The organism is Paracoccus shanxieyensis, from assembly GCF_009711265.1.
Classification (GTDB): domain Bacteria; phylum Pseudomonadota; class Alphaproteobacteria; order Rhodobacterales; family Rhodobacteraceae; genus Paracoccus; species Paracoccus shanxieyensis.
The window spans coordinates 19,474-40,119 of sequence record NZ_WMII01000002.1; the positions used below are offsets into that span (position 1 = coordinate 19,474).

Annotated in this window: 15 protein-coding genes and 1 pseudogene; all 16 read left to right on the forward strand. The window is 64.8% G+C overall.

Annotation, left to right across the window (positions count from 1 at the left end; all coding sequences use genetic code 11):
* Window positions 1–3 precede the first annotated feature (3 nt).
* The 16 genes and pseudogenes from GL284_RS02100 to GL284_RS02175 all read left to right on the forward strand — a co-directional run bounded on the left by GL284_RS02100 (window position 4) and on the right by GL284_RS02175 (window position 20,646).
* A complete protein-coding gene (locus GL284_RS02100; RefSeq protein ID WP_230383492.1) occupies window positions 4–1,035 on the forward strand; it encodes a methionine synthase in 1,032 nt (343 codons plus the stop codon).
* Between the two features lie 185 nt (window positions 1,036–1,220).
* Window positions 1,221–2,870 carry a Na/Pi cotransporter family protein gene (locus GL284_RS02105; protein ID WP_155043009.1) on the forward strand — a complete coding sequence of 550 codons (1,650 nt, stop codon included), beginning with the start codon at window positions 1,221–1,223 and terminating at the stop codon, window positions 2,868–2,870.
* 286 nt (window positions 2,871–3,156) lie between these two features.
* Window positions 3,157–4,206 carry a TRAP transporter substrate-binding protein gene (locus GL284_RS02110; protein WP_155043010.1) on the forward strand — a complete coding sequence of 350 codons (1,050 nt, stop codon included), beginning with the start codon at window positions 3,157–3,159 and terminating at the stop codon, window positions 4,204–4,206.
* Window positions 4,203–4,811, forward strand: coding sequence for a TRAP transporter small permease subunit (locus GL284_RS02115; protein ID WP_155043011.1), 609 nt, complete (start codon window positions 4,203–4,205; stop codon window positions 4,809–4,811). Before GL284_RS02110 ends, GL284_RS02115 begins: the two co-directional genes overlap by 4 nt.
* Entirely contained in the window at window positions 4,808–6,094 is a 1,287-nt protein-coding gene (locus GL284_RS02120) for a TRAP transporter large permease (RefSeq protein ID WP_155043012.1), read from the forward strand. Before GL284_RS02115 ends, GL284_RS02120 begins: the two co-directional genes overlap by 4 nt.
* Window positions 6,091–6,885, forward strand: a complete 795-nt coding sequence (locus GL284_RS02125) for a hypothetical protein (protein WP_155043013.1) — start codon at window positions 6,091–6,093, stop codon at window positions 6,883–6,885. The genes GL284_RS02120 and GL284_RS02125 overlap by 4 nt, the downstream gene beginning before the upstream one ends.
* Window positions 6,882–8,645, forward strand: a complete 1,764-nt coding sequence (locus tag GL284_RS02130; RefSeq protein WP_155043014.1) for a hydantoinase B/oxoprolinase family protein — start codon at window positions 6,882–6,884, stop codon at window positions 8,643–8,645. The genes GL284_RS02125 and GL284_RS02130 overlap by 4 nt, the downstream gene beginning before the upstream one ends.
* Window positions 8,642–10,747, forward strand: coding sequence for a hydantoinase/oxoprolinase family protein (locus tag GL284_RS02135; RefSeq protein WP_155043015.1), 2,106 nt, complete (start codon window positions 8,642–8,644; stop codon window positions 10,745–10,747). Before GL284_RS02130 ends, GL284_RS02135 begins: the two co-directional genes overlap by 4 nt.
* Window positions 10,748–10,861: 114 nt before the next feature.
* Window positions 10,862–11,578: a GntR family transcriptional regulator gene (locus GL284_RS02140; protein WP_155043016.1), complete on the forward strand. Its 717-nt coding sequence runs from the start codon at window positions 10,862–10,864 to the stop codon at window positions 11,576–11,578.
* A 458-nt stretch (window positions 11,579–12,036) separates the two neighbouring features.
* Window positions 12,037–12,927, forward strand: coding sequence for a UTP--glucose-1-phosphate uridylyltransferase (locus GL284_RS02145; RefSeq protein ID WP_155043017.1), 891 nt, complete (start codon window positions 12,037–12,039; stop codon window positions 12,925–12,927).
* A pseudogene (locus GL284_RS02150) lies at window positions 12,928–13,008 on the forward strand (NAD-dependent epimerase/dehydratase family protein); the annotation flags it as partial.
* A 145-nt stretch (window positions 13,009–13,153) separates the two neighbouring features.
* Window positions 13,154–14,533, forward strand: a complete 1,380-nt coding sequence (locus GL284_RS02155; protein WP_155043018.1) for a DUF6212 domain-containing protein — start codon at window positions 13,154–13,156, stop codon at window positions 14,531–14,533.
* Window positions 14,530–17,196 (forward strand): glycosyltransferase, encoded by a 2,667-nt coding sequence (locus tag GL284_RS02160; protein WP_155043019.1) that lies wholly within the window; start codon window positions 14,530–14,532, stop codon window positions 17,194–17,196. Before GL284_RS02155 ends, GL284_RS02160 begins: the two co-directional genes overlap by 4 nt.
* Window positions 17,193–17,747 carry a hypothetical protein gene (locus GL284_RS02165; RefSeq protein WP_155043020.1) on the forward strand — a complete coding sequence of 185 codons (555 nt, stop codon included), beginning with the start codon at window positions 17,193–17,195 and terminating at the stop codon, window positions 17,745–17,747. The genes GL284_RS02160 and GL284_RS02165 overlap by 4 nt, the downstream gene beginning before the upstream one ends.
* A gap of 56 nt (window positions 17,748–17,803) precedes the next feature.
* On the forward strand, window positions 17,804–19,375 hold the full coding sequence (locus GL284_RS02170; protein WP_155097800.1) for a hypothetical protein: 1,572 nt from the start codon (window positions 17,804–17,806) through the stop codon (window positions 19,373–19,375).
* A complete protein-coding gene (locus GL284_RS02175) occupies window positions 19,372–20,646 on the forward strand; it encodes a glycosyltransferase (protein ID WP_155043022.1) in 1,275 nt (424 codons plus the stop codon). Before GL284_RS02170 ends, GL284_RS02175 begins: the two co-directional genes overlap by 4 nt.

The following is a 20,646-nucleotide window of genomic DNA, read 5'->3' on the forward strand; positions in this document are numbered from 1 at the left end:
GCCATGATGAACATGCTTTTGCCCACCTCGACCGCAGGCAGCCTGCCCAAACCGCTGTGGCTTGCGCAGCCCGAAACGCTGTGGTCGCCTTGGAAATTGCAGGGCGAGGAACTGATCGAAGGCAAGCAGGACGCGCTGCGCGTGGTGCTGCACGATCAGCAGCAGGCCGGTATCGACATCGTCAGCGACGGCGAACAGACGCGCCAGCATTTCGTCACCACCTTCATCGAGCATCTTGAAGGCGTCGATTTCCAGAAACGCGAAACCGTGCGCATCCGCGACCGCTATGATGCCAGCGTGCCCTCGGTCGTGGGGGCGGTGTCGCGCCCGAAACCCGTCTTCGTCGAGGATGCCCGGTTTCTGCGCGCCCAGACCGACCGCCCGATCAAATGGGCGCTGCCCGGTCCGATGACCATGATCGACACGCTGTATGACGGCCATTACAAAAGCCGCGAAAAGCTGGCTTGGGAATTCGCCAGGATCCTGAACCAAGAGTCGAAAGAGCTGGAGGCCGCAGGCGTCGATATCATCCAGTTCGACGAACCCGCCTTCAACGTCTTCTTCGATGAGGTGAATGACTGGGGGATCGCGGCGCTGGAAAAGGCGGCCGAGGGTCTGAAATGCGAAACGGCGGTCCATATCTGCTATGGCTATGGCATCAAGGCCAACACCGACTGGAAACAGAGCTTGGGCGCGGAATGGCGGCAATATGAGGAAGTGTTCCCCAAGCTGCAGAAATCCAGCATCGGCATGGTGTCGCTGGAATGTCAGCACGCGCGTGTGCCCATGGACCTGATCGAGTTGCTGCGCGGCAAGAAGGTCATGGTGGGGGCCATCGACGTGGCGACCGACGTGATCGAGACGCCCGAGGAAGTGGCCGACCTGCTGCGAAAGGCGCTGCAATTCGTCGATGCCGACAAGCTGTATCCCTGCACCAATTGCGGCATGGCGCCGCTGTCGCGCCGGGTGGCGAACGCAAAGCTGAGGGCGCTCAGCGAGGGTGCGGCATTGCTGCGCCGCGAACTGACGGCCTGACCGGGCTTTCAGATCTGCTGTCCGGAAAACGTGAAGCGCCGCAAACGCCTGAATAACCAGCAGAACCGCCGGGTTCGGGTCTTGCGGCGCAGCTTTCCGCTGGGCAGCATTTGCCAGCAGCCCTCTGTCGTGCGACAGTTTTGTAACAAAAACATGAAACGACGACGAGGCAGCGAGGCACCGGTATGAACTCAATCGCAGTCATCCTGCAACTGGCGGGCGCGGTGGCGCTGCTGCTGTTCGGCCTTGGGCTGGTGCGGGACGGGATGCTTGAGGCATTCGGGCTGCGGCTGAAGATGATCCTTGGCTTCGGCACCCGCAGCCAGCCCCGCGCCTTCGGCTCGGGGTTGCTGGCCACGCTGGGGCTGCAATCCTCGACCGCGACGGCATTGCTGACGGCCTCGTTCGTGGACCGCCAGATGATCGGCGGGCGCATGGCGCAGATCGTGCTGCTGGGCGCCAATGTCGGCACGGCGCTGACGGCGGTGCTGGTGTCGATCCAGATCGAGGCCGTGGCGCCCGCGCTGATGCTGCTGGGCTATGTGCTGCGCAAGCGGGGCAATGTGCTGGCCGCTGGCATCGGCGGTGCGCTGATCGGCGTGGGGCTGATGCTGGTGTCGCTGGCGCTGCTGGAACATGCGACGCTGCCCATGCGGGATTCGCCCCTGCTGGCCGCGTTCCTGCCGATGCTGGACAATGCATGGCCCGTGGCGCTGCTGATGGCGGCGGGGATTGCGGTGGTGTGTTCGTCCTCGCTGGCGGCGGTGCTGCTGATCGCGTCGATCCCGTTGCCGCCGGAACTGACCATGGTGCTGGTGCTGGGGGCCAATCTGGGCGGCGCGGTGTCGCCGGTGCTGGCCAGCGCCGGATTGGGCGCGGTCGCCCGGCGGGTCGCGGTCGGCAACCTTCTGGTGCGCGGCATCGGCTGTCTGGTTGCGCTGCCGCTGGTCGCGACGCTGGCGCCCCTGCTGGCCGGTCTGCCCACCCATCTGACCGGGCTGGCGGTCGAGGGGCATCTGGCCTTCAACCTTGCACTTGCCGCGCTGATCTGGCCGCTGAACGGTGCCATCGGCGCCGTCGTGGAACGCATCCTGCCCGATGATCCGCCCGTGACCACCGCCCGGCGCAACTGGCTGGATGACACCGTGCTGGACGCCCCGCTTCTGGCGCTCAGCGGGGCCAGCCGCGAGGTGCTGGCCATCGGCGACAAGGTGGAACGCATGCTGTCGCAGACCCGCACCGCCTTTGCCAGGGACGATACCAGCCCGCTTGCCGAGGTGGCCGAGATCGAGGATCAGATCGACACCCGCCAGCAAGAGGTGAAGAATTACCTGTCGCGGCTGACCGGCGATGCCTCGGAGGACGACCGCCGCCGCGCCATCGACATTCTGGATTACGTCATCAATCTGGAACATATCGGCGACATCATCGACAAGGGCCTTGGCCCGGAAGTGCGCAAGAAGATCGGCCTTGGCCTGCGCTTTTCGGACGAAGGCTATCAGGAACTGGAACGCCTGTTTCTGGTCACGCAAGAGGCGCTGCGCATGGCGCAGACCGTTTTCATGACCCGCGATCACGACATGGCGCGTCGGCTGATGGAGCTGAAGATCGAGATCCGCAAGCTGGAGCGTCAATCCGCCCAGCGTCACCTGATCCGCCTGCGCGAGGGTCAGACCGAAAGCCGCGAAACCTCGTCGTTGCATCTGGACATCCTGCGCGATCTGAAACGGATCAATGCCCATGCCGTCTCGGTCGCCCATCCCATTCTGGATGAACAGGGGCTGCTGGTCGAAAGCCGCCTGCGTGCCGCGCCTCGGGCCGCGCACAAGGAATAATCCCAGACAATCCGGCCCGGCCCGGGCGGCGGTCGCGCCTGCCGGGTGACCTGGACTGTCAGGCGGCGGCTGTTTTGCAGCGCGCGCCTGTCGCGGTCGCATCACTGCTCCAAAAAGGTGCATGGCCGCCCGAATGCCGCGCGATTCAGATGCGTGCCCATGAATTTTCATGGCGCGATCCGATTTCCTTACCCGAATCCGGGGCTGCATATATTCTGCGTATACTTTCACGCCGAATGGCAGCCCGCGGCAATGACCGCCTCCCCAACAGAGAGGATCTTCCCGAATGTTTCTGTCGAAACTCAGCCGGCCGATGCTCGCATCGGCGCTTTGCGGCGGCCTTGCCGTGTCGGCCGCGCAGGCCGAAGACGTGCAAATCCGCGCGCTTGGCTATACCTCGAACCTGTATCTGTGGAAGATGGAGGAGGCCTTCTACAAAGGCCCCTTCAAGGAAGCGGCGGGGGATCTGGTCTCGATCGAGGCGGTCCCGCATGACATCGCGGGCATCAAGGGCCCCGAGGTCCTGTCGATGCTGCAGGACGGCACGCTGCAACTGGCGGTGCAGAACATCAGCTATATGGCGGGCGAAGATCCCCGGTTCGAGGCGCTGGATCTGTCCGGCGTCACCCTGACCAATGCCGATGCGAAAAAGGCCACCGACGCCTATCGCCCGGTGCTGGCCAAGGTGCTGGAGGAGAAGTTCAACACCCATCTGCTGGGTCTTGCGCCGCTGCCAAGTCAGGTCTTCTGGTGCCGCGATGAGATCGACGGCCTTGCCGATCTGTCGGGCAAAAAGATCCGCGTCTTCAACGCTACCCTGTCCGATTTCGTCGGCGCGCTTGGCGGCACCACCGTCACCATGCCCTTTGTCGATGTGATCCCGGCGCTGCAACGCGGTGTCGCGGATTGCGCGGTCACCGGCACGTCCTCGGGCAATACCGCGCGCTGGTTCGAGGTGACGAAATCCATCTATCCGATGAATGTCGGCTGGTCGACGCTGTTCTGGGCCGCCAACAAGGACGCATGGGACAGCTGGCCGCCCGAGGTGCAGGCGCTGCTGACCGAACAATATGCCAAGCTGGAAGCCGAGGCATGGCAGGCGCAGATCGAACAGGACACCGATGCGCTGGCCTGTTCGACGGGCGGCGAATGCAAGATGGGTCTGCCCGCCTCGATCAAGCTGGTGGAACTGACCGATGCCGACCGCGCCAAAAGCGCCGAGATCGTGCAATCCGCCGTGCTGCCGAACTGGGCCAAGCGCTGCGGCGCGGAATGCACGCAGGAATGGAATGACACGGTCGGCAAGGCCATCGGCATTCAGGCGCCGCTGCCATGATCATGCGCGGTCTGGACAGGCTGCTTGCCTGCCTGCGGCTGATCTCGGCGGGGGGTGTCTGGGTCTGCGGCGGGCTTCTGACCTGCTTTTGTCTGGCGGTTGGCGTCGAGGTGCTGATGCGCCGCTTCGCCGGCCACAGCTTCGGCGGGCTGGATGAACTGGGCGGCTATATGCTGGCCTTTATCGGGGCGGTGGCCTTTACCGAAACGCTGCTGAACCGCGGGCATATCCGCATCGACCTGCTTCAGGCGCGGCTGCCGCGCTGGGGGCAGGCGGTTCTGGATCTGGTGGCGCTGGCGGCGATGATCGGCTTTTTCGGGCTGCTGCTGAAATTCGCCGCGGCATTGCTGATGCGCAGCGCGACGATGGGCACGAAATCCGTCACGCCGCTGGCCGTGGTGCAATGGGTGCCTCAGGCCTTCTGGGTGGCGGGGCTTGCGCTGTTCGTCGCCACGGCGGTCGTGCTGTTTCTGCGCGCCGCCATCGCGCTGGCCATGGGCGACATCGCCACCGCGCAGGCGCTGATCGGCGCGCGCAGCGCCGATGACGAACTGGCCGAGGAACTGGAACTGAACGAAATCGCCGCAGGGGAGAGCCGCGCATGATCGTCGCCACGCTGATTTCGCTGTTCGGGCTGTTGCTGCTGTCGGTCCCGGTCGCTGTGGTGATGGGGCTGACCGGAGTGATCCTGTCGGGCATGTATTCCTTTATCCCCGCCACGCGCGGCGTCGCCACCATCGGCTGGCAGTCGATGAACGACGCCGTGCTGGTCGCCGTGCCGCTGTTCGTGCTGATGGGAGAGATCCTTTTGCGCTCGGGCGTGGCGTCGCGGATGTATGGCGCGCTGTCGGGCTGGCTGGTCTGGCTGCCGGGCGGGCTGATGCACGCCAATATCGCCACCTCGACGATGTTTGCCGCGACCTCGGGCAGTTCGGTCGCGACGGCGGCCACGGTCGGCACCACGGCAATCCCGGAAATCCGGCGCCATGGCTATCACGAGCCGCTGTTTCTGGGCTCGATCGCCGCCTCTGGCACGCTGGGCATCCTGATCCCGCCGTCGATCAACCTGATCCTTTACGGGGCGATGACCAATACCTCGATCCCGGGGCTGTATCTTGCGGGCATCATTCCGGGTCTTGGGCTTGCGGTGCTGTTTTCGGTCACGGTCTGGCTTAGTTGCAAGCTGCGTCCCGAATGGGGCGGGCGTCGGATCGAGGTCAGCTGGCGCGAGCGGCTGAGCGGGTTGCCGCATCTGATCCCGCCGCTGTTCATCTTCATGCTGGTCGTGGGATCTATCTATGCCGGCTGGGCCACCCCGACCGAGGCCGCGGCGCTTGGCGTGCTGGGCGCGCTGTTCGTGGCGGCGCTGGGGCGCAGCCTGACAAAGGCGATGCTGCGGGCGGCCTTTGCGGGCACGATCCGCACGACGGGCATGTTGATGGCCATCACCACGGCGGCCTATTTCCTGAACTTCGTCTTTGGCAATATCGGCCTGACCACCAGTGTCGCCAATTTCTTCAGCGACCTGAACCTTGGGGCCACCGGCACGCTGCTGGTCATCATCGCTCTGTATCTGGTGCTGGGCCTGTTCATGGAAACCCTATCGCTGATGGTCGCGACCGTGCCGATCTTCACGCCGATCCTTGTGGGGCTGGGCTATGATCCGGTCTGGTTCGGCATCCTTGTCATCCTGCTGATCGAAACCGCGATGATCACGCCTCCGGTCGGGGTGAACCTTTTCGTGGTGCAGGGCGTGCGCGGGCGCGGATCGCTGAGCGATGTGGTGCGGGGCGTCTTGCCATTTCTGGGCACTCTGCTGCTGGCCATCGTGCTGATCGTGCTGTTCCCGCAGATCGCGCTGATGCTGCCGAACTGGATGCAGCATTGACCGAGACGGCGATCATCCTTGTTCGGGCGCTCAGCTGCGGGGCGGTGGTCTGGATCATGATCCGGGCGGTCGAGGATGCCCCGCCGCCCTTGGCCGCATGGATCATCGCCCTGCCGCTGACCATGGCGGCCGGACTGCTGGCGGTGGCGGGGACGCAAGGCGATGCCTTTGTGCAGCGTGCCGCCGTCAGCGCCTGCATGTCCTTTCCGGCGATGCTGACCTTCATGATGCTGGCGGCACGGCTGTTCGACCGACTGCCTGCGCTGCCATTGCTGGCCGTCAGCCTGTCGGGCTGGCTGGCCGCGATTTCGGCCATCACCGCGACCGGACCATGGAGCCTGACGACCTGCCTGATCGTCGCCGTCGCGGCCTTTGCCCTGTCGCATCTGATCCTGCCGTTCCGGCTGGCCTTCACGGCCCGCGTCATCTCGCCCACGCAGCGCCGGGCGCTGATCCCGGCCGCGCAGGCGGTGGTCATGGTGCTGGTGCTGTCCACGCTGTCAGGCCGGATCGGTCCGGTCTTCAGCGGCTGGATCGCCGCCGCGCCGATGGCGATGACCTTTGTCACGCTGGGGCTGAAACGCGCCGGCAGCCGCAACGCGCAATCGACCTTTCAATCGGCGCGGCTGGGGATACCCGCCCTGTTTGCCTATCTCGCGTCGGTGATCCTGCTGACGCCGCATCTGGGGGGCATGACCGCCACCCTTGCCGCCGTCCTGCCCTCGCTTGGCCTCTCGGCCCTTGTCGTGGCCGGACGGCTGACCCTGACCCCAAAGGAGATCGCCCCATGAGCGCATCCGCCGCCCGCGCCCCCGCGCATGACACCAGCAGCGGGATCGCCGATCCCATCGCCTTTCAGCTGTTTCGCCACGCCATCACCGGCGTCGCCAATGAAATGGCGCTGACGATTTTCCGCACCGCCTATTCCGGCGTGCTGAAGAACATCATGGATTACTCGACCGCCATCTGCGACCGCGAGGGGCGGCTGGCGGCGCAGGGCCTGTCGCTGCCCGGCCACCTGTGTTCGATCCCTGTGGCGCTGAAGGCGTCCATCGCCGCGATCAAGGAGCCGATCGAAGAGGGCGACATTCTGGTCATGAACGACCCCTATTCCGGCGGGATGCACCTGCCCGATATCTTCACCTTCAAGCCGGTCTTCGTCGAAGGCGAAATCGTCGCATGGGCCTGCGCCGTTTGCCACCACACCGATGTCGGCGGCCGGGTCGCGGGCTCGAACGCTTCGGACAGCACCGAGATCTATCAGGAAGGCATCCGCATCCCGCCCTTGAAACTGCATCGCAAGGGGGTGGTCGATGAAACCTTCATGGCGATGATGCGCTCGAACGTGCGGATGCCGGAACGCTTTGACGGCGACCTGCGCGGCCAGATCGCCGCCTGCCGCATCGCCGAGCAGGGCATTCAGGCGCTGGCGCTGTCGCGGGGCCGCGATACCTTTGTCGCGCTTGTGGACGGGTTGCTGGATTATTCCGAAATCCTGACGCGCGAGGCGATCAAGGGCCTGCCGGATGGCGAGGTGACCTTTACCGATTACATCGACGATGATGGCATCGACGTGGGCCAGCCGATCAAGCTGGTCTGCACGGTCCGCAAGTCGGGCGACCGGCTGGTCGTGGACTGGACCGGCACCGCGCCGCAGGTCAAGGGTGCGATCAACAACACGTTTTCCTATACCGCTGCGGCATCCTATACCGCCGTCAAGACGGTTCTGGCCGATGGCGCGCCCAACAATGACGGCGTGTTCCGCGCGGTCGAGGTCATCGCCCCTGCGGGCACCATCGCCAATGCCGTGATGCCCGCCGCCTGTGCCGCGCGCGGCCTGACCGGGTTCCGCATGGCCGATTGCGCCTTCGGTGCGATGGCGAAACTGGCGCCGGGCCGGGTCTTTGCCTGCGGCGATGGCGGCAATACCAATGTCTCGATCGGCGGCTGGACGGCGGACCGCAAGCCCTACATCTTCGTGGATTTCTTTTCCGCCGCCTGGGGCGCGCGGCCTTGGGCCGACGGGCATGAGGGCAACACCACCATGTTCGCCAACATGGCCAGCTATTCCACCGAAACCGTCGAAGGCGAAAACGCCATCGTCATCACCGTCAACGAATTCGCCGATGACAGCGCCGGTCCCGGCAAGTATCGCGGCGGCACCGCCATGCGCCGCGATTACATGCTGACCGAGGACGAGGCCGTGCTGTCCGTCCGCGCCGACCGTCAGTCGCATCGCCCTTACGGCCTTGCGGGCGGGCATGACGGCGCGCCGGGCGTGTCGCTGATGAATGGCGCGCCGCTGTCGTCGAAATTCACCATGACCATGCGCAAGGGCGACATCCTCAGCCATACGCTGCCTTCGGGCGGCGGATATGGCGACCCGCTGGAGCGTGACCCCGCCGCCGTGGCCGAGGACTGGCTGGACGATTATGTGTCGACCGCCACCGCCCGCGACATCTATGGCGTGATCCTGACGGCCGACGGCGCCGTCGATCCCGCCGCCACCACGACCCGCCGCGACGAACTGCGCAAGGAGGCGACGAAATGACCAGCCAAGTGACCAAAGCCCGCCTTGCCATCGACATCGGCGGCACCTTCACCGATTTCATCCTGCAAGACGCGACCGGCGATCTGCACACGTTCAAGACGCTGACCACGCATGACGACTATACCGTGGCGATCGGCGAAGGCATCGACCGCCTGCTGGAGCGCACCGGCATCACCGCCGGTGAAATCGGGCAGGTGCTGCACGCGACGACGCTGGGCTCGAACACGCTGCTGGAACGGTCGGGGGCCAGGACCGGGCTTATCACCACCAAGGGCTTTCGCGACGTGCTGGAGATCCGGGATCTGCGGATGCCGCGCCTGTATGACCAGACATGGGAAAAGCCCAAGGCGCTAGTGCGCCGCCGCTATCGCCGCGTGGTCGAGGGCCGCATTCTTGCCGATGGCTCGGAGATGACTCCGCTGGACGAAAGCGCGGTGCGCGATGCGGTCCGGATGCTGCGCGCCGAAGGCATCACCTCGGTCGCGGTCTGCCTGATCAACGCCCATGCCAACCCCGCGCATGAGATCCGCGTGGCCCAGATCCTGCGCGAGATCTGGCCCGAGGTGCATCTGTCGCTGTCCCATGAACTGCTGCCCGAAGAGGGCGAATATCCCCGCACCTCGACCACGGTCATCAACGCCTATGTCCAGCCGGTCATCAAGGAGTATGTCGCGCGTCTGCTGGCGATGATGCAGGGGCGCAAGATTGCCGCGCCGCTGTTCTTCATGCAGTCGAATGGCGGCCTGACCCCCGCCCGCGTTGCCGCCGAACAGCCGATCCACATCATCGAAAGCGGTCCGGCGGCGGGGGTTGTCGGCGCCTCGATCATCGGCACGCAGACCGGTTCGCCCACCGTCATCACGCTGGATATCGGCGGCACCACCGCCAAGGCCGCGCTGGTGGAAAACGGCACGCCCGGCAAGGCCACCGAATTTCAGGTCGGCGGCCACGTCCTGCAGGTCGAGCGCCTGCTGTCGGGCGGCGGCTTCACCCTGCGCGTTCCCGCCATCGATCTGGCCGAGGTCGGCGCGGGCGGCGGCTCGATCATCGCGCTGGATGCGGCGGGCGTGCCGCAGGTCGGCCCGCGCTCGGCAGGCTCGAACCCCGGCCCGGCCTGCTATGGGCGCGGCGGCACGGAACTGACCGTCACCGATTGCAACCTGACGCTGGGCTATCTGAACGAGAACTCGATCGCGGGCGGCGAGATGGTGCTGTCGCGCGATGCGGCGGTCAAGGTCGCCAAACAGCAGCTGGCCGATCCCATCGGCCTGCCGGTGGAAAAGGCCGTGCATGGGGTCTTTACCCTGTCCTGCGTCACGATGATTCAGGCGATCCGCGCCGTGACGACCGAACGCGGGCAGGATCCCCGCGATTTCGCGGTCTTTGCCTTTGGCGGCAATGGCCCGTTATTCGCGGCGGGCATCGCCCAGACGCTGGGTTGCCCCAAGGTGATCGTGCCGCCGGCTCCGGGGGTGTTTTCGGCGCTTGGCCTGCTTTGCGCCGAGGTCGAGATCCACAAATCCCGCAGCTTCCGCGCGACGGTCAGCCCGCAGACTGTGGCCGAAGCCCAGACCATGCTGGCCGATATGGCGGAACTGGCCAAGGCCGAGGCCGCGCAGCCGGGGGGCCGTGTCAGCGTCACCGCGCGGATGCGCTATGCCGGCCAGTCCTCGGATCTGCAGGTGGTGCTGGGTGCGCCCGACACGCTAAACGCCGATGCCGTCCGCGCGGCCTTTGTCGCCGAACATGACCGGGTGTTCAAATTCACCGCCCCCGAGGGCGAGCCGGTCCGCTTCACCGCCATCGAGGTCGCCTATGCCATCCCGGTGGGCCAGCTTGACCTGTCCCGCCGCCGCCTGCCGACCGAAGGCCATGCGACGACCCAGCGGGCATGGTTCGGCGATCATGGCTGGCTGGACGCGCCGGTGATCCCGCGCACGGCGCTGCGGCAGGCCGAAGGGCCTTGCATCGTGACCGATCCTGATGCAACGACCTTGGTGCCGCCCGGCGCCAGCGCGGTGCTGACCCCGCTTGGCGGTATCGAGATCACCTTGCCGCAACCCGCAGTGAAAGGCGCCTTGCGCCATGTCGAACCCGCCTGACCCTTGGGCCTGTCCGGGCGATCCGCCCTGTCCCGCCGGCTTTGCTGCCGCCCGTCCTGACGCGGGCCTGCGCGCCTGCGCAGGCGACACCGCCGCTTGGGGACGGGCTGGCTGATGGAGTCCGCGCAGATCTCTCAGGTCGAGGCGGCGGTGGCGCTGCTGCGCGACCGGATCATGGATCTGACGCTGGAACCCGGCAGCCGGATCGACGAACGGCTGCTGACCGACCGCTTCAATCTCGGCCGCACCCCCGCGCGCGAAGCGATGAACCGGCTGTCGGCCGAGGGCTTCGTCGAGCTGCGCCCGAACCGCGAAGGCGCCTTCGTCGCCCCGCTGGGGTTTGGCGATTTCGCCCAGCTGATCGAGGCGCATCAGTTCTGCGAGGCGATGCTGGGCCATCGCCTTGCGCTGGATCACCCCGGCCTGCTGGACGATCTGCACGCCATTCAGGACAGCTATGTCGAGGCGGTGACGGCCCGCGATTTCCTGCGCATCACCCATATCAACATCGCCTTTCACATGCGGCTTTACGCGACGCTGGACAACGCCTTCATCGAAACCTTCGCGCTGAAGATCCACCGCCATGTCGCCCGCGTCCTGAACTATACCTATCAGAACGAACTGCCCGAGCTTGCGCATCAGGATGAACAGTTCCGCCTGAATCTGGGCCAGCATGTCGATATCCTGACAACCGTTGCCGACAAGGACCGGGCGCGGCTGTCCACGCTGCTGCTGGAACATGCGCGCTATGTGCAGATCCGGCTCACGCATCTGCTGCAGCGGCGCGGGTTGCCGTCCGGCACATGGCTTGATCTTGGCCCAGGCGGTTAGAAACGGGCAGGGGATGTCGGGGCTGACGCGTCATCCCCGGCGCTGGAGCAGTGCGTCATCCCCGCCAGTTGGAGCCGGGCCAAGCTAGCCATCAGAGAATTTTCTTCTATGAGACGCCGATCAGTCAGGGTAAATTAAGTCTAATAAACCTGAGCCTGTATCAATGAAACCTGCCCGTTTTTTGGCCCGATTTTCCGGGCGTTACGATTATTTTGTATCAGATTTATTATTTAATCCATAAGGCTGGAAACCGCATTGACTTGCATCGCCCGGCTTGGTTAATGCGACTTAGTTACTGGATGATCAGCCAAGGCAGCCATACGGCATTCCTGTGTTTGGTCCTTTGTTGTCGCAGCGACAAGCCCCCGCTGCTGCTTTTAACGATATGAGCATTTTTCTTGGGCATGACGCCCTCGCGTGGTGCCGCAAGGTGCCATCTGAAAGAAAGATATCCCGCGATGAGTCGCACCGTCACGAAGGCCATTTTCCCTGTAGCAGGTCTTGGCACGCGCTTTCTGCCCGCCACGAAAAGCATCCCGAAAGAGATCATGACGCTGGTGGACCGGCCGTTGATCCAATACGCCATCGATGAGGCGCGGGCAGCGGGGATCGAGGAGTTCATCTTCGTGACCTCTCGGGGCAAAGGCGCGCTCGAGGATTATTTCGATCACGCGCATGAACTGGAATCCAGCCTGAAGAAATCCGGCAAAAACGACCTGCTGGACATTCTGCGCGAGACGAATATGGACAGCGGCGCCATCGCCTATGTGCGCCAGCACAAGGCGCTGGGTCTGGGCCACGCGGTCTGGTGCGCGCGTCGCCTGCTGCAGGACGAGCCTGTGGCCGTGGTGCTGACCGATGACGTGATCATGGGTGAGCCGCCCTGCCTTCAGCAGATGATCGAGGCCTATCAGGAAACCGGCGGCACCATGGTCGCGACCATGGAAGTGCCGACGGAAAAGACGAAATCCTATGGCGTTCTGGACGTGGCCGAGGATATGGGCGCCATCGTCCGCGCCCGTGGCATGGTGGAAAAACCCAAGGAAAACCCGCCCTCGAACCTTGCCGTGATCGGTCGCTACATCCTGGCGCCGACGGTGATGGAGAACCTGAACAAGCTCAAGCAGGGCGCGGGCGGGGAAATCCAGCTGACCGACGCCATCGCCGATGAGATCGAGGCCGGGCGCGACGTGTTCGGCCTGCGCTTCCGCGGCCAGCGCTTCGATTGCGGGTCCAAGGCGGGCTTCCTGCAGGCGACCGTGGCCTTCGGTCTGGCCCGCGATGAGCTGAAGGACGAATTCGGCGATTACCTGGCCGATGTGATGTCGATGCGCAAGGCTGCCGAGTAAATGACAACGGTTCTGGTGACAGGCGGCGCGGGCTATATCGGCTCGCACGCCTGCAAGGCATTGCGCGAGGCGGGGTTTTCGGCTTCAGGGAACAATTGCTTCATTCCTCTGCGCGATTATCGAGGGATTGCTATCGAATAACAATCTGGCGGTTTGTCCAAGAATATAAAACGCGGGCGATTATGATAATTCGCCCGGCATTATCCTGATATGTAGAGAAATGAATATGTCAACGCTCATCGTCGATGCGCGCGTGGAAGATATTGCCCGCCGCCTTCTGCCCGAAAGTGTCGAGATAAAGCTTTTTGATGTCGTCACCCGTAAATTCGCCGATGGTCCCGTGGTCAACGGTGCCGTCATTGGTGCCGTTGCCGCATTGGATGAAAAAAAATCGATCAAGGCGGCTTTGGCAAAGGGGCCGTTTGCCAAGGTCGATATTTTTGAAATCAACCCTGACGAGCCGAAAGCCTTTTCGCAGACGATCATCCAGCTTTTGCTGGGCGAACTGAGCACAGCGCGGCGCGATATCGGCGAGGCGCGGCTGGCTGCGGCGCAGCTGCGCTCGGAAAGTCTGGGCACGAAAGCGCGCCTGCGCGAGATTGAAAACCTGCTTTACGGGCTGGGCAATCCGCAAGTGTCGAATGCGCTGGCATGGCAACCCTCGGGGCGCGCGCTGGAACTGGCGGCCCCAGACCATGCCATGCAATTTCTGCCGATCGACGCCGTGGGTCTGAGCGCGGTCGATCTGTGGTTTCCCGAACGCGTCATGCCGGTGATCGCCGATCTTTCGGTGGCGCTGGTCGATGCGGCGGACCGCGTCTATCCGCTGAACGTCGTCGCACCCGAACTGGGGTTTGAGACCGGCTGGCTGCGGTTTTCCCTGCCCAGCCCCGTCGAGGGCATCGGGCGGAATGGACGCCTGCGCATCGAAGTTCAGGGCGACACGCGGATCGCGCTGGGGCTGGCCTTGCCGGTTCCCGATCCGCGCTTTCAGGTCAGTGGCCCGAACGGTCCGGCTGCCGAAGAAACGCTGGCTTTGCGGGTCTGGCGGTCGCTGGGCGGGGTGCGCCTGCCGCCATGTACGCCTGCCTTGTCGGGCAGCCGTGCCGTCAGCATTGCCACCACGCGCTTCGTTACCCCGCAGGCGCTGCCCAGACCCGAGATCTTTTCGCTGCCGATGACGGCAGCCGATCACGTCTCGACGGCGCTTTGGGAAAACGAGAACGCCATTCTGGTGCATCCGTCGCGCAGCGGCCCGGTTTGCGCGGTGATCCGCGATGTCGATCTGGCGGGGCTGTCGCATATCTCGGCGCTGGTGACGGTGGGACATGCCCGCGCGCCCAGCCTGAACTTCGCAATCGGCGTCGCGCCGCATGGCAAGGTCGATGAGGACGGCTTCTGGCAGCGCCGCATCGGCCCGTGGGTGTCGGGTCTGCCCGCGCAGGGCTGGGCGCAGGCGCATTGCATCCCCGTCGATCCGATCCTTGGCCGGGCGGACCTGCTTTTGGCGGTGTCGCTGGCGACCGATGTGCCCAACGATCTGAGCTGGGGCCTGTTTCGCGGCTTTCGCATTTCCTGCGACGACATTCAGGGGCGTGCGGCATGACCGACCCGAAGGTGACGCCGATGAAACCCCGGGCCAAATTCGCCCGCGCCATAACCGTGATCGTGCCGATCAAGGGTCATCCGGTGCTGATCGACGACGCCATCGCCTCGGTTCAGCGCGAGATCGAGGCGGGCACGGTCCAGCGGCTGATCGCCGTCAACGACGGTTGCGAATATGCCGAGACGCTGGAAAGCCTTGCGGCATGGCAGGCGCTGATGGGCGACCGGATGCGCGTGCTGCATTGCCGCAACGCGGGCCTTAGCGCGGCGCGCAACCGGGGCATCGAGCTGGCTGTGCAGACCGATCCGGGGCTTGAGGCGATCTTTCTGCTGGATGCCGACAATATGCTGGTCGAGGGCGCGGGCGGCAGAATGCGCGCTTTGCTGGAGCGCCACCCGCAGGCCGACTGGTTTTATCCCGATTTCGATTTCTTCGGGCAGAACGGGCATTACATCACCGAACGCAGCTATGACCTGCTGTTTCACGCCCAGATCAACCTTTGCGAGGCGGGCAGCCTGATCCGCAGGCGCGTTCTGGATCAGGGCATCCGCTTCGACGAAAACATGAAGCGCGGCTATGAGGACTGGGACTTCTGGCTTTCGGCGGCGAAGGCGGGCTTTCGGGGACATTCGGCGGCCCAGCCGCTGCTGCTTTATCGCAAGCGTCCGGCCAGCATGCTCAGCAATTCGCACGATGCCGATGCCGAACTGCGCCGCTATCTGAAGCAAAAGCACGCCTGGCTGTTCAATACGCCCAAACTGCTGGCGCTGGAGGCCGCGCGCTTCCCCCGCTTTGCGGTGATCGAGGGCACGGGCCCCACCGCCCGCCTGATGACCGATCCTGCGCAGTCCCGCGATGTGACGCTGGAAGAGCTGGAGCGGCAGATCATGGCGCATCTGGCCGAACCCTTTGCCAATCACGCGCCGCAATATCTGGTGTTTCTGCGCGAAGGTGTCTCGGCCCGGCTGATCGAACATCGGCTGATCCACAATTTCTTCTGGACGGCGGAACGCCGCTGGACCCGCGCCGAACATCGCCCGGATTTCGATCTGTTCTTCCTTGACCGCTCGGTCCAGGGGCATCGCATCTGCAATGATCGTGGCAATCCGGCGCATATGGCGGACGGCGTCATCATCGACCTGCGCGCCTTGCATGATCTGATCTCCGGCCAACCCGAGGATCGTCTGCGCCAGATTGACCACGCGCCCTCCGGGTTCAACATCAGCAGCTGGTCTTTGTCGCCTGAACAGATGACGCCGCTGGACAGCAGCAGAACCGCCAGCGCGCCCGAATTGCTGCGCAGCTTTGTTCTGACGCTCAGCCGCAGCCGCTTTCGTTCGGCGCTGGCGCAAAGCTGGGAATGGCGTGAACAGGGCGGGGCCATCGACCGCGCCACCGCGAACCGCATTCCGCGCAGCGTCGTGGATGGCGGCGTGGTCTTTCCGCTGCTGAAGCAGGCGGGGCGGCGCGATATCGGTTTCGTCGTGCCGATCTTCGATTTCGGCGGGGTCGAAAAGGTCGTGGCCTCGATGGCGCGCGAATTCGCGGAGCATGGCTGGCGCTGCCATTTGTTCGTGGCCTCGGACCGCCCGATCCATCCGGATGGCTGGGCGCTGCAGGCCTTTGCCTCGGTCAACTGGCTGTCCGATCCCAGCGCGCTGGACTGGACCGGGACCGAGTTTCTGGGCACGGCGGAACCCAGTTGGGGCAACTGGCACGAAAAGGCCGACCTGATCGGCTTGCTTTCGGGCATGGATGTCGTGGTCAACGCGCATTCGGGGGCATTGCACAAGGTTGCCGACCACCTGCGCCGTCTTGGCGTCATGATGATCGACCATGAACATCTGCTGGAACGGTCGACCTATGGCCGCAACTATGGGCCGCCCAAGCTGGCTCTGGCTTATGAATACGCCTATGACCTGATCCTGACCTGTTCCGAGGCGCTGCGCCGCTGGATGCACAGCCACGGCACGCCGCGCGAAAAGCTGATGGCGGTGGTCAACGCGCCGGGATACCCGCTACCGCATGGCGCGCGCGAACGCATCGCAGCGCGTCCCCCGCGCGAACCCGGCCAGCCGTTGCGCGTGCTGTTCATGGGCAGGTTGGACCCGCAGAAAGGCGTCCACCGGCTGTCCGCCATCTTCCACAGCCTTGCGCTTTCCGCGCCGCAGATCGAGCTGACCATTGCAGGCGGTTCTGTCGTCGATCCGCATCAGGTGGATTTCACCTTTCCGCGCGGCACCCGGATGCTTGGCCCCGTGCGCGGTGCCGAGGCGCTGACGGACCTGCTTCTGAACACCGATATCATGCTGCTGCCGTCGCATTACGAAGGGCTGCCGCTTTCCGTGCTTGAGGCGCAGCGCTGCGGCGTCGTCGTCATCGCGACCGATGTGGGCGCCATGGACGAGGCGATCCAGAACGGCACCACCGGCTTCATCCTGCCCGAGGCGGGCTGCGAGGCTGCGTTCGTGACACAGATCCTTGCGCTTGAGGCCGATCGCGCCCTGCTGGCTCAGGTCTCGCGCGATGCCGACCGGATGGCGCGGGACTGGTCCTTGGCCACCCAGCCTCTGCTGGTCTGGCTGAACAGAAGGGAGAGCGGCGCAAACGCCGCCTTGGATGAGGGAGCGGAAGATCTGGACATGTATAGGAGTATGAAATGACGACTATTTTCGACGCTGCCATGCGCAATTTCCGTGCGGCTGCGGATATTCTGGAAGCGTTGCAGGCCACGCGGCTGGACATGGTGGCCGAGGCCCGCAGCGGTCTGGTCGGTCGTCCGCGCCTTGGACTGGCGGGGGGCTATAACAATGTCACCCCGAATGTGGGCGTCTGCCTGCCGACCAGCGCGCGCGCGGAATTCCTGATGGCGGAAAACGCGAGCGGTGTAGAGCTGCGTTGCACGGGGGCTGACTGGATGACGCTGGAAGGCACGCTGCCCGCCGAGGCCCCCATGACGCAATGCTATCTGGAAATGCAGGTCAGCGCCGAACGCCCGGTCGTGGCGGATGTGTTCCTGCGCGAGTTTCTGGAGGACGGCTCGGTCCGCGATGCCGGTCACCGCGAATGTCAGATGACCGTGGGGGCCGTGACCGTGTGCATGCTGAACCTGCCCGAAGCCTCGGATGACACCGTGGGCCGGCGCGTCATCGTGCATCTGCGTCAGCCCGCGCCCCGGATGATCCTTGACCGTCTTGCGGTCACGCTGGCCTGAGCCGCAGCCATGCGCGCAGCAAGCAACAGCCTCGGCAATACAAGGGATCAGGCGGCATGATGATGAACCTCGACTTCTGTTTCATGGACGATGCGCGGATTGTGGCGGTCGCGGGCTGGACCACCAGCGCGCGCCCCGATCTGCGGCTGCATGTCGATGACGAGGTGCTGATGCCCGTCCTGATCGCCCGGCATGTCCGGCGCGATCTGCGCAGTTCCGAGCCCTTGGGGGCCATTGCGCTGTTCGATCTGGCCGCGCTTGGCGATACCTTCGACGCAGGTTCCGCGACCGTTCACCTTGCCGAGGGGCAGGATTTCATCGAAATCCGCACCCCCCGCCTGTCCGAGGATGCCGCGCGTCTGATCCAGATCGGGGTGGATGAGGTGTTCTTTGCCGTGCTGCGCCTGATTGCCACGCGCCATCTGGTGCTTGCCGATGACAGCACCGGGCGGGATATCTCTGCCCGGCTGCGCCTTTCGCCCTCGGCCGGGTCTGAAACGGAAAACCACATCCTTGCCATTGACCGCTGTCATGCCAGCACGACCGGGCAGGGGGCGGTGATCGGTTGGTATATGCCCGCAGGCCACGCCCCCGACGCGCTGTGCGCGCTGGCCCTGGCCGATGACATGGTGGTGCCCGTCGACCTGTTTCCCGGCGTGATGACGCGCGCCGATCTGGCGCCCTATGCGCCGCGCTATCGCTTCACGGGCCGCGACGGCTATGGCGGCGGCTGGCGTTTTCCTGCCGCGCCCACGGGGCCGGTCCGGGTTCTGCTGATGGTGCCGGGCGAATATGTCCTGCCCGGCATCTTTGCCACGGCTCATCCGACCGGGGCCGCAGATCTGGCGCAGCAGGTCGCCACGGCCGCGCTTGGCATGGACAACACCGCCGACCGCGACCGCCTGCGCCGCGCGCTGCTGCCCGCGTCTTTGCCCGATCCGCAGCCGCTTGAGGCCCCCGACACCTTCACCGACCCCGGCACGGATACGCTGCTGATCCTTGACCATGACCTTGCCGATCACGATCTGCGCGACGTTCTGCGCCGGATTGGCCCGCATATTCCCGCAAGCCTGCGCCTGCATCTGCTGCGTCCCTGCCTGACGCCCGCCCTGCAGAACGGCATCGACGGGGCCCGGCGGGAAATCCCGGGCGATTTGCGGCTGGAAGGCGTCTCGCTGGATATTCCGCAGCCGGGCCGGTTGCCCGCGCGCGTGGTCTTTGCCCGCTCGGGGACGCTGTTTCAGTTCAACGCGGCACAGCTTTTCGCGGCAAGCCCCACGAAGCCGCGCCTGATGCTGCTGGACCCGATCGGCGCGGTGATGCCCGATGCGAAGGCCAGCGCCGACCGCTTTGCCCGTGACCTGCTGCCCTTTGCCCTGTCCATCGAAGCTGCCGCCTTTTTCGGCCATCTTGCGCAGATCCCCGACTGCTTCCTGACGCAAGAGGCCCGCATCCGCATCCTTGCCGAACGCCTGATGGCGCAGGATCGCGCAGAACTCAGCCGCGCCGACATCTTCCGCTATTTCGAAGGCAAATCCGGTCCGCACAGCCAAAGCCTGACCCAAGGCACGGACTGGCACGCCCATGATGCCGAAAGCCGGCGTCTGATCCGAAAGGACGCCGCATGAGCCGCACCGTCATCGTTTCGCATTCCCATCCCAACCTGCGCTATGGCGGTGGCGAGGTCGCGGCCTATCGCCAGTTCGAGCATCTGCTGGCGCTGGGTCAGGATGTGTATTTCGTCGGCTCGACCATCGGCCCCGAGGACAGCGCGAAATTCTTCGGGGCCAGCCAGCAGATCATCAGCTTCGGCCCGCGCGATTTCTGCCTGCGCGGACGTGGCATGGACAGTTTCACCATGGAACATGCACAGGTTCAGGATGAGGACTGGATCTTTGAGTTTCTGCTGGCCTTGCAGGGCGACATCTATCATTTCCACCATTTCTGGAACATCGGCGCGGGCACCATCCGTCGCCTGCGCGCGGCACTTCCGCAGGCAAAGTTCATCTGCACCCTGCATGAGCTGACGGCGATCTGCGCCAATCACGGCCAGATGGTCAAACGCTCGGGCGAGCTGTGCTATGCCTCGACCGAGGTGGCCTGCGCGGCCTGCGTGGCGCGTCCGCCCATCGACTTCGTGCTGCGCAAGACGCGGATGCTGGACATGCTGGCGCTGTTCGACCACCTGCTGTCGCCCAGCGAATTTCTGCGCCTGCGCTTCGAGGACTGGGGCATCGCCGCGGGCCGTATCGCGGTGATCGAAAACGGCCTTGACCATCCGCAGACCTTGGCCCCGGAAACCGAGGCGCAGCTTCTGGCCAAATCCGGCCGCTTCGCCTTCTTCGGGCAGGCCACGCCGACCAAGGGCCTTGACGTGCTGATCCGCGCCGCAGCCCTGATCGAGGCACAAGACGACGCGCCCGCCATCCCCCTGAGCATCGAGATCCACGGCGTCGACCGCGACAGCTTCGCCCGGATGTGGCCCGATCTTGAAATCCCCGCCTGCGTGCATTTCCGCGGCCGCTATCGCCCGCAGGATTGCGTCACCATCATGCGCGGCTATGGCTGGATCATCATCCCGTCGGTGTGGTGGGAAAACTCACCCGTGGTCATTCAAGAGGCACGGGCGGCAGGCACGCCGATGATCGCCTCGGATATCGGAGGGATGGCCGAAAAGACCGAAGGCTGGGGCGTGCAGTTCCGCGTGGCCGATCCCGCCGCGCTGGCCAGCGCCATCTTGTCGGTCCATGGCGATCCGCAGGCACTGGCCGATCACAAGTCCCGCATCAGCGCCCCGCTGGACCTGTCGGGCTTCGCAACCGAATGGGCCGAGGCTTGCGCGATCGCTTTCACAGAGCAGCAGGAGAAACCGCATATCGGCCGGCGCAAGCGCGCTTGA

Coding starts and splice junctions, on each gene's coding strand:
- GL284_RS02165 (WP_155043020.1), top strand. CDS start 17,193: ATGACGACTATTTTCGACGCTGCCATGCGCAATTTCCGTGCGGCTGCG.
- GL284_RS02135 (WP_155043015.1), top strand. CDS start 8,642: ATGACCAGCCAAGTGACCAAAGCCCGCCTTGCCATCGACATCGGCGGC.
- GL284_RS02145 (WP_155043017.1), top strand. CDS start 12,037: ATGAGTCGCACCGTCACGAAGGCCATTTTCCCTGTAGCAGGTCTTGGC.
- GL284_RS02120 (WP_155043012.1), top strand. CDS start 4,808: ATGATCGTCGCCACGCTGATTTCGCTGTTCGGGCTGTTGCTGCTGTCG.
- GL284_RS02155 (WP_155043018.1), top strand. CDS start 13,154: ATGTCAACGCTCATCGTCGATGCGCGCGTGGAAGATATTGCCCGCCGC.
- GL284_RS02100 (WP_230383492.1), top strand. CDS start 4: ATGATGAACATGCTTTTGCCCACCTCGACCGCAGGCAGCCTGCCCAAA.
- GL284_RS02130 (WP_155043014.1), top strand. CDS start 6,882: ATGAGCGCATCCGCCGCCCGCGCCCCCGCGCATGACACCAGCAGCGGG.
- GL284_RS02170 (WP_155097800.1), top strand. CDS start 17,804: ATGATGATGAACCTCGACTTCTGTTTCATGGACGATGCGCGGATTGTG.
- GL284_RS02175 (WP_155043022.1), top strand. CDS start 19,372: ATGAGCCGCACCGTCATCGTTTCGCATTCCCATCCCAACCTGCGCTAT.
- GL284_RS02115 (WP_155043011.1), top strand. CDS start 4,203: ATGATCATGCGCGGTCTGGACAGGCTGCTTGCCTGCCTGCGGCTGATC.
- GL284_RS02160 (WP_155043019.1), top strand. CDS start 14,530: ATGACCGACCCGAAGGTGACGCCGATGAAACCCCGGGCCAAATTCGCC.
- GL284_RS02105 (WP_155043009.1), top strand. CDS start 1,221: ATGAACTCAATCGCAGTCATCCTGCAACTGGCGGGCGCGGTGGCGCTG.
- GL284_RS02140 (WP_155043016.1), top strand. CDS start 10,862: ATGGAGTCCGCGCAGATCTCTCAGGTCGAGGCGGCGGTGGCGCTGCTG.
- GL284_RS02110 (WP_155043010.1), top strand. CDS start 3,157: ATGTTTCTGTCGAAACTCAGCCGGCCGATGCTCGCATCGGCGCTTTGC.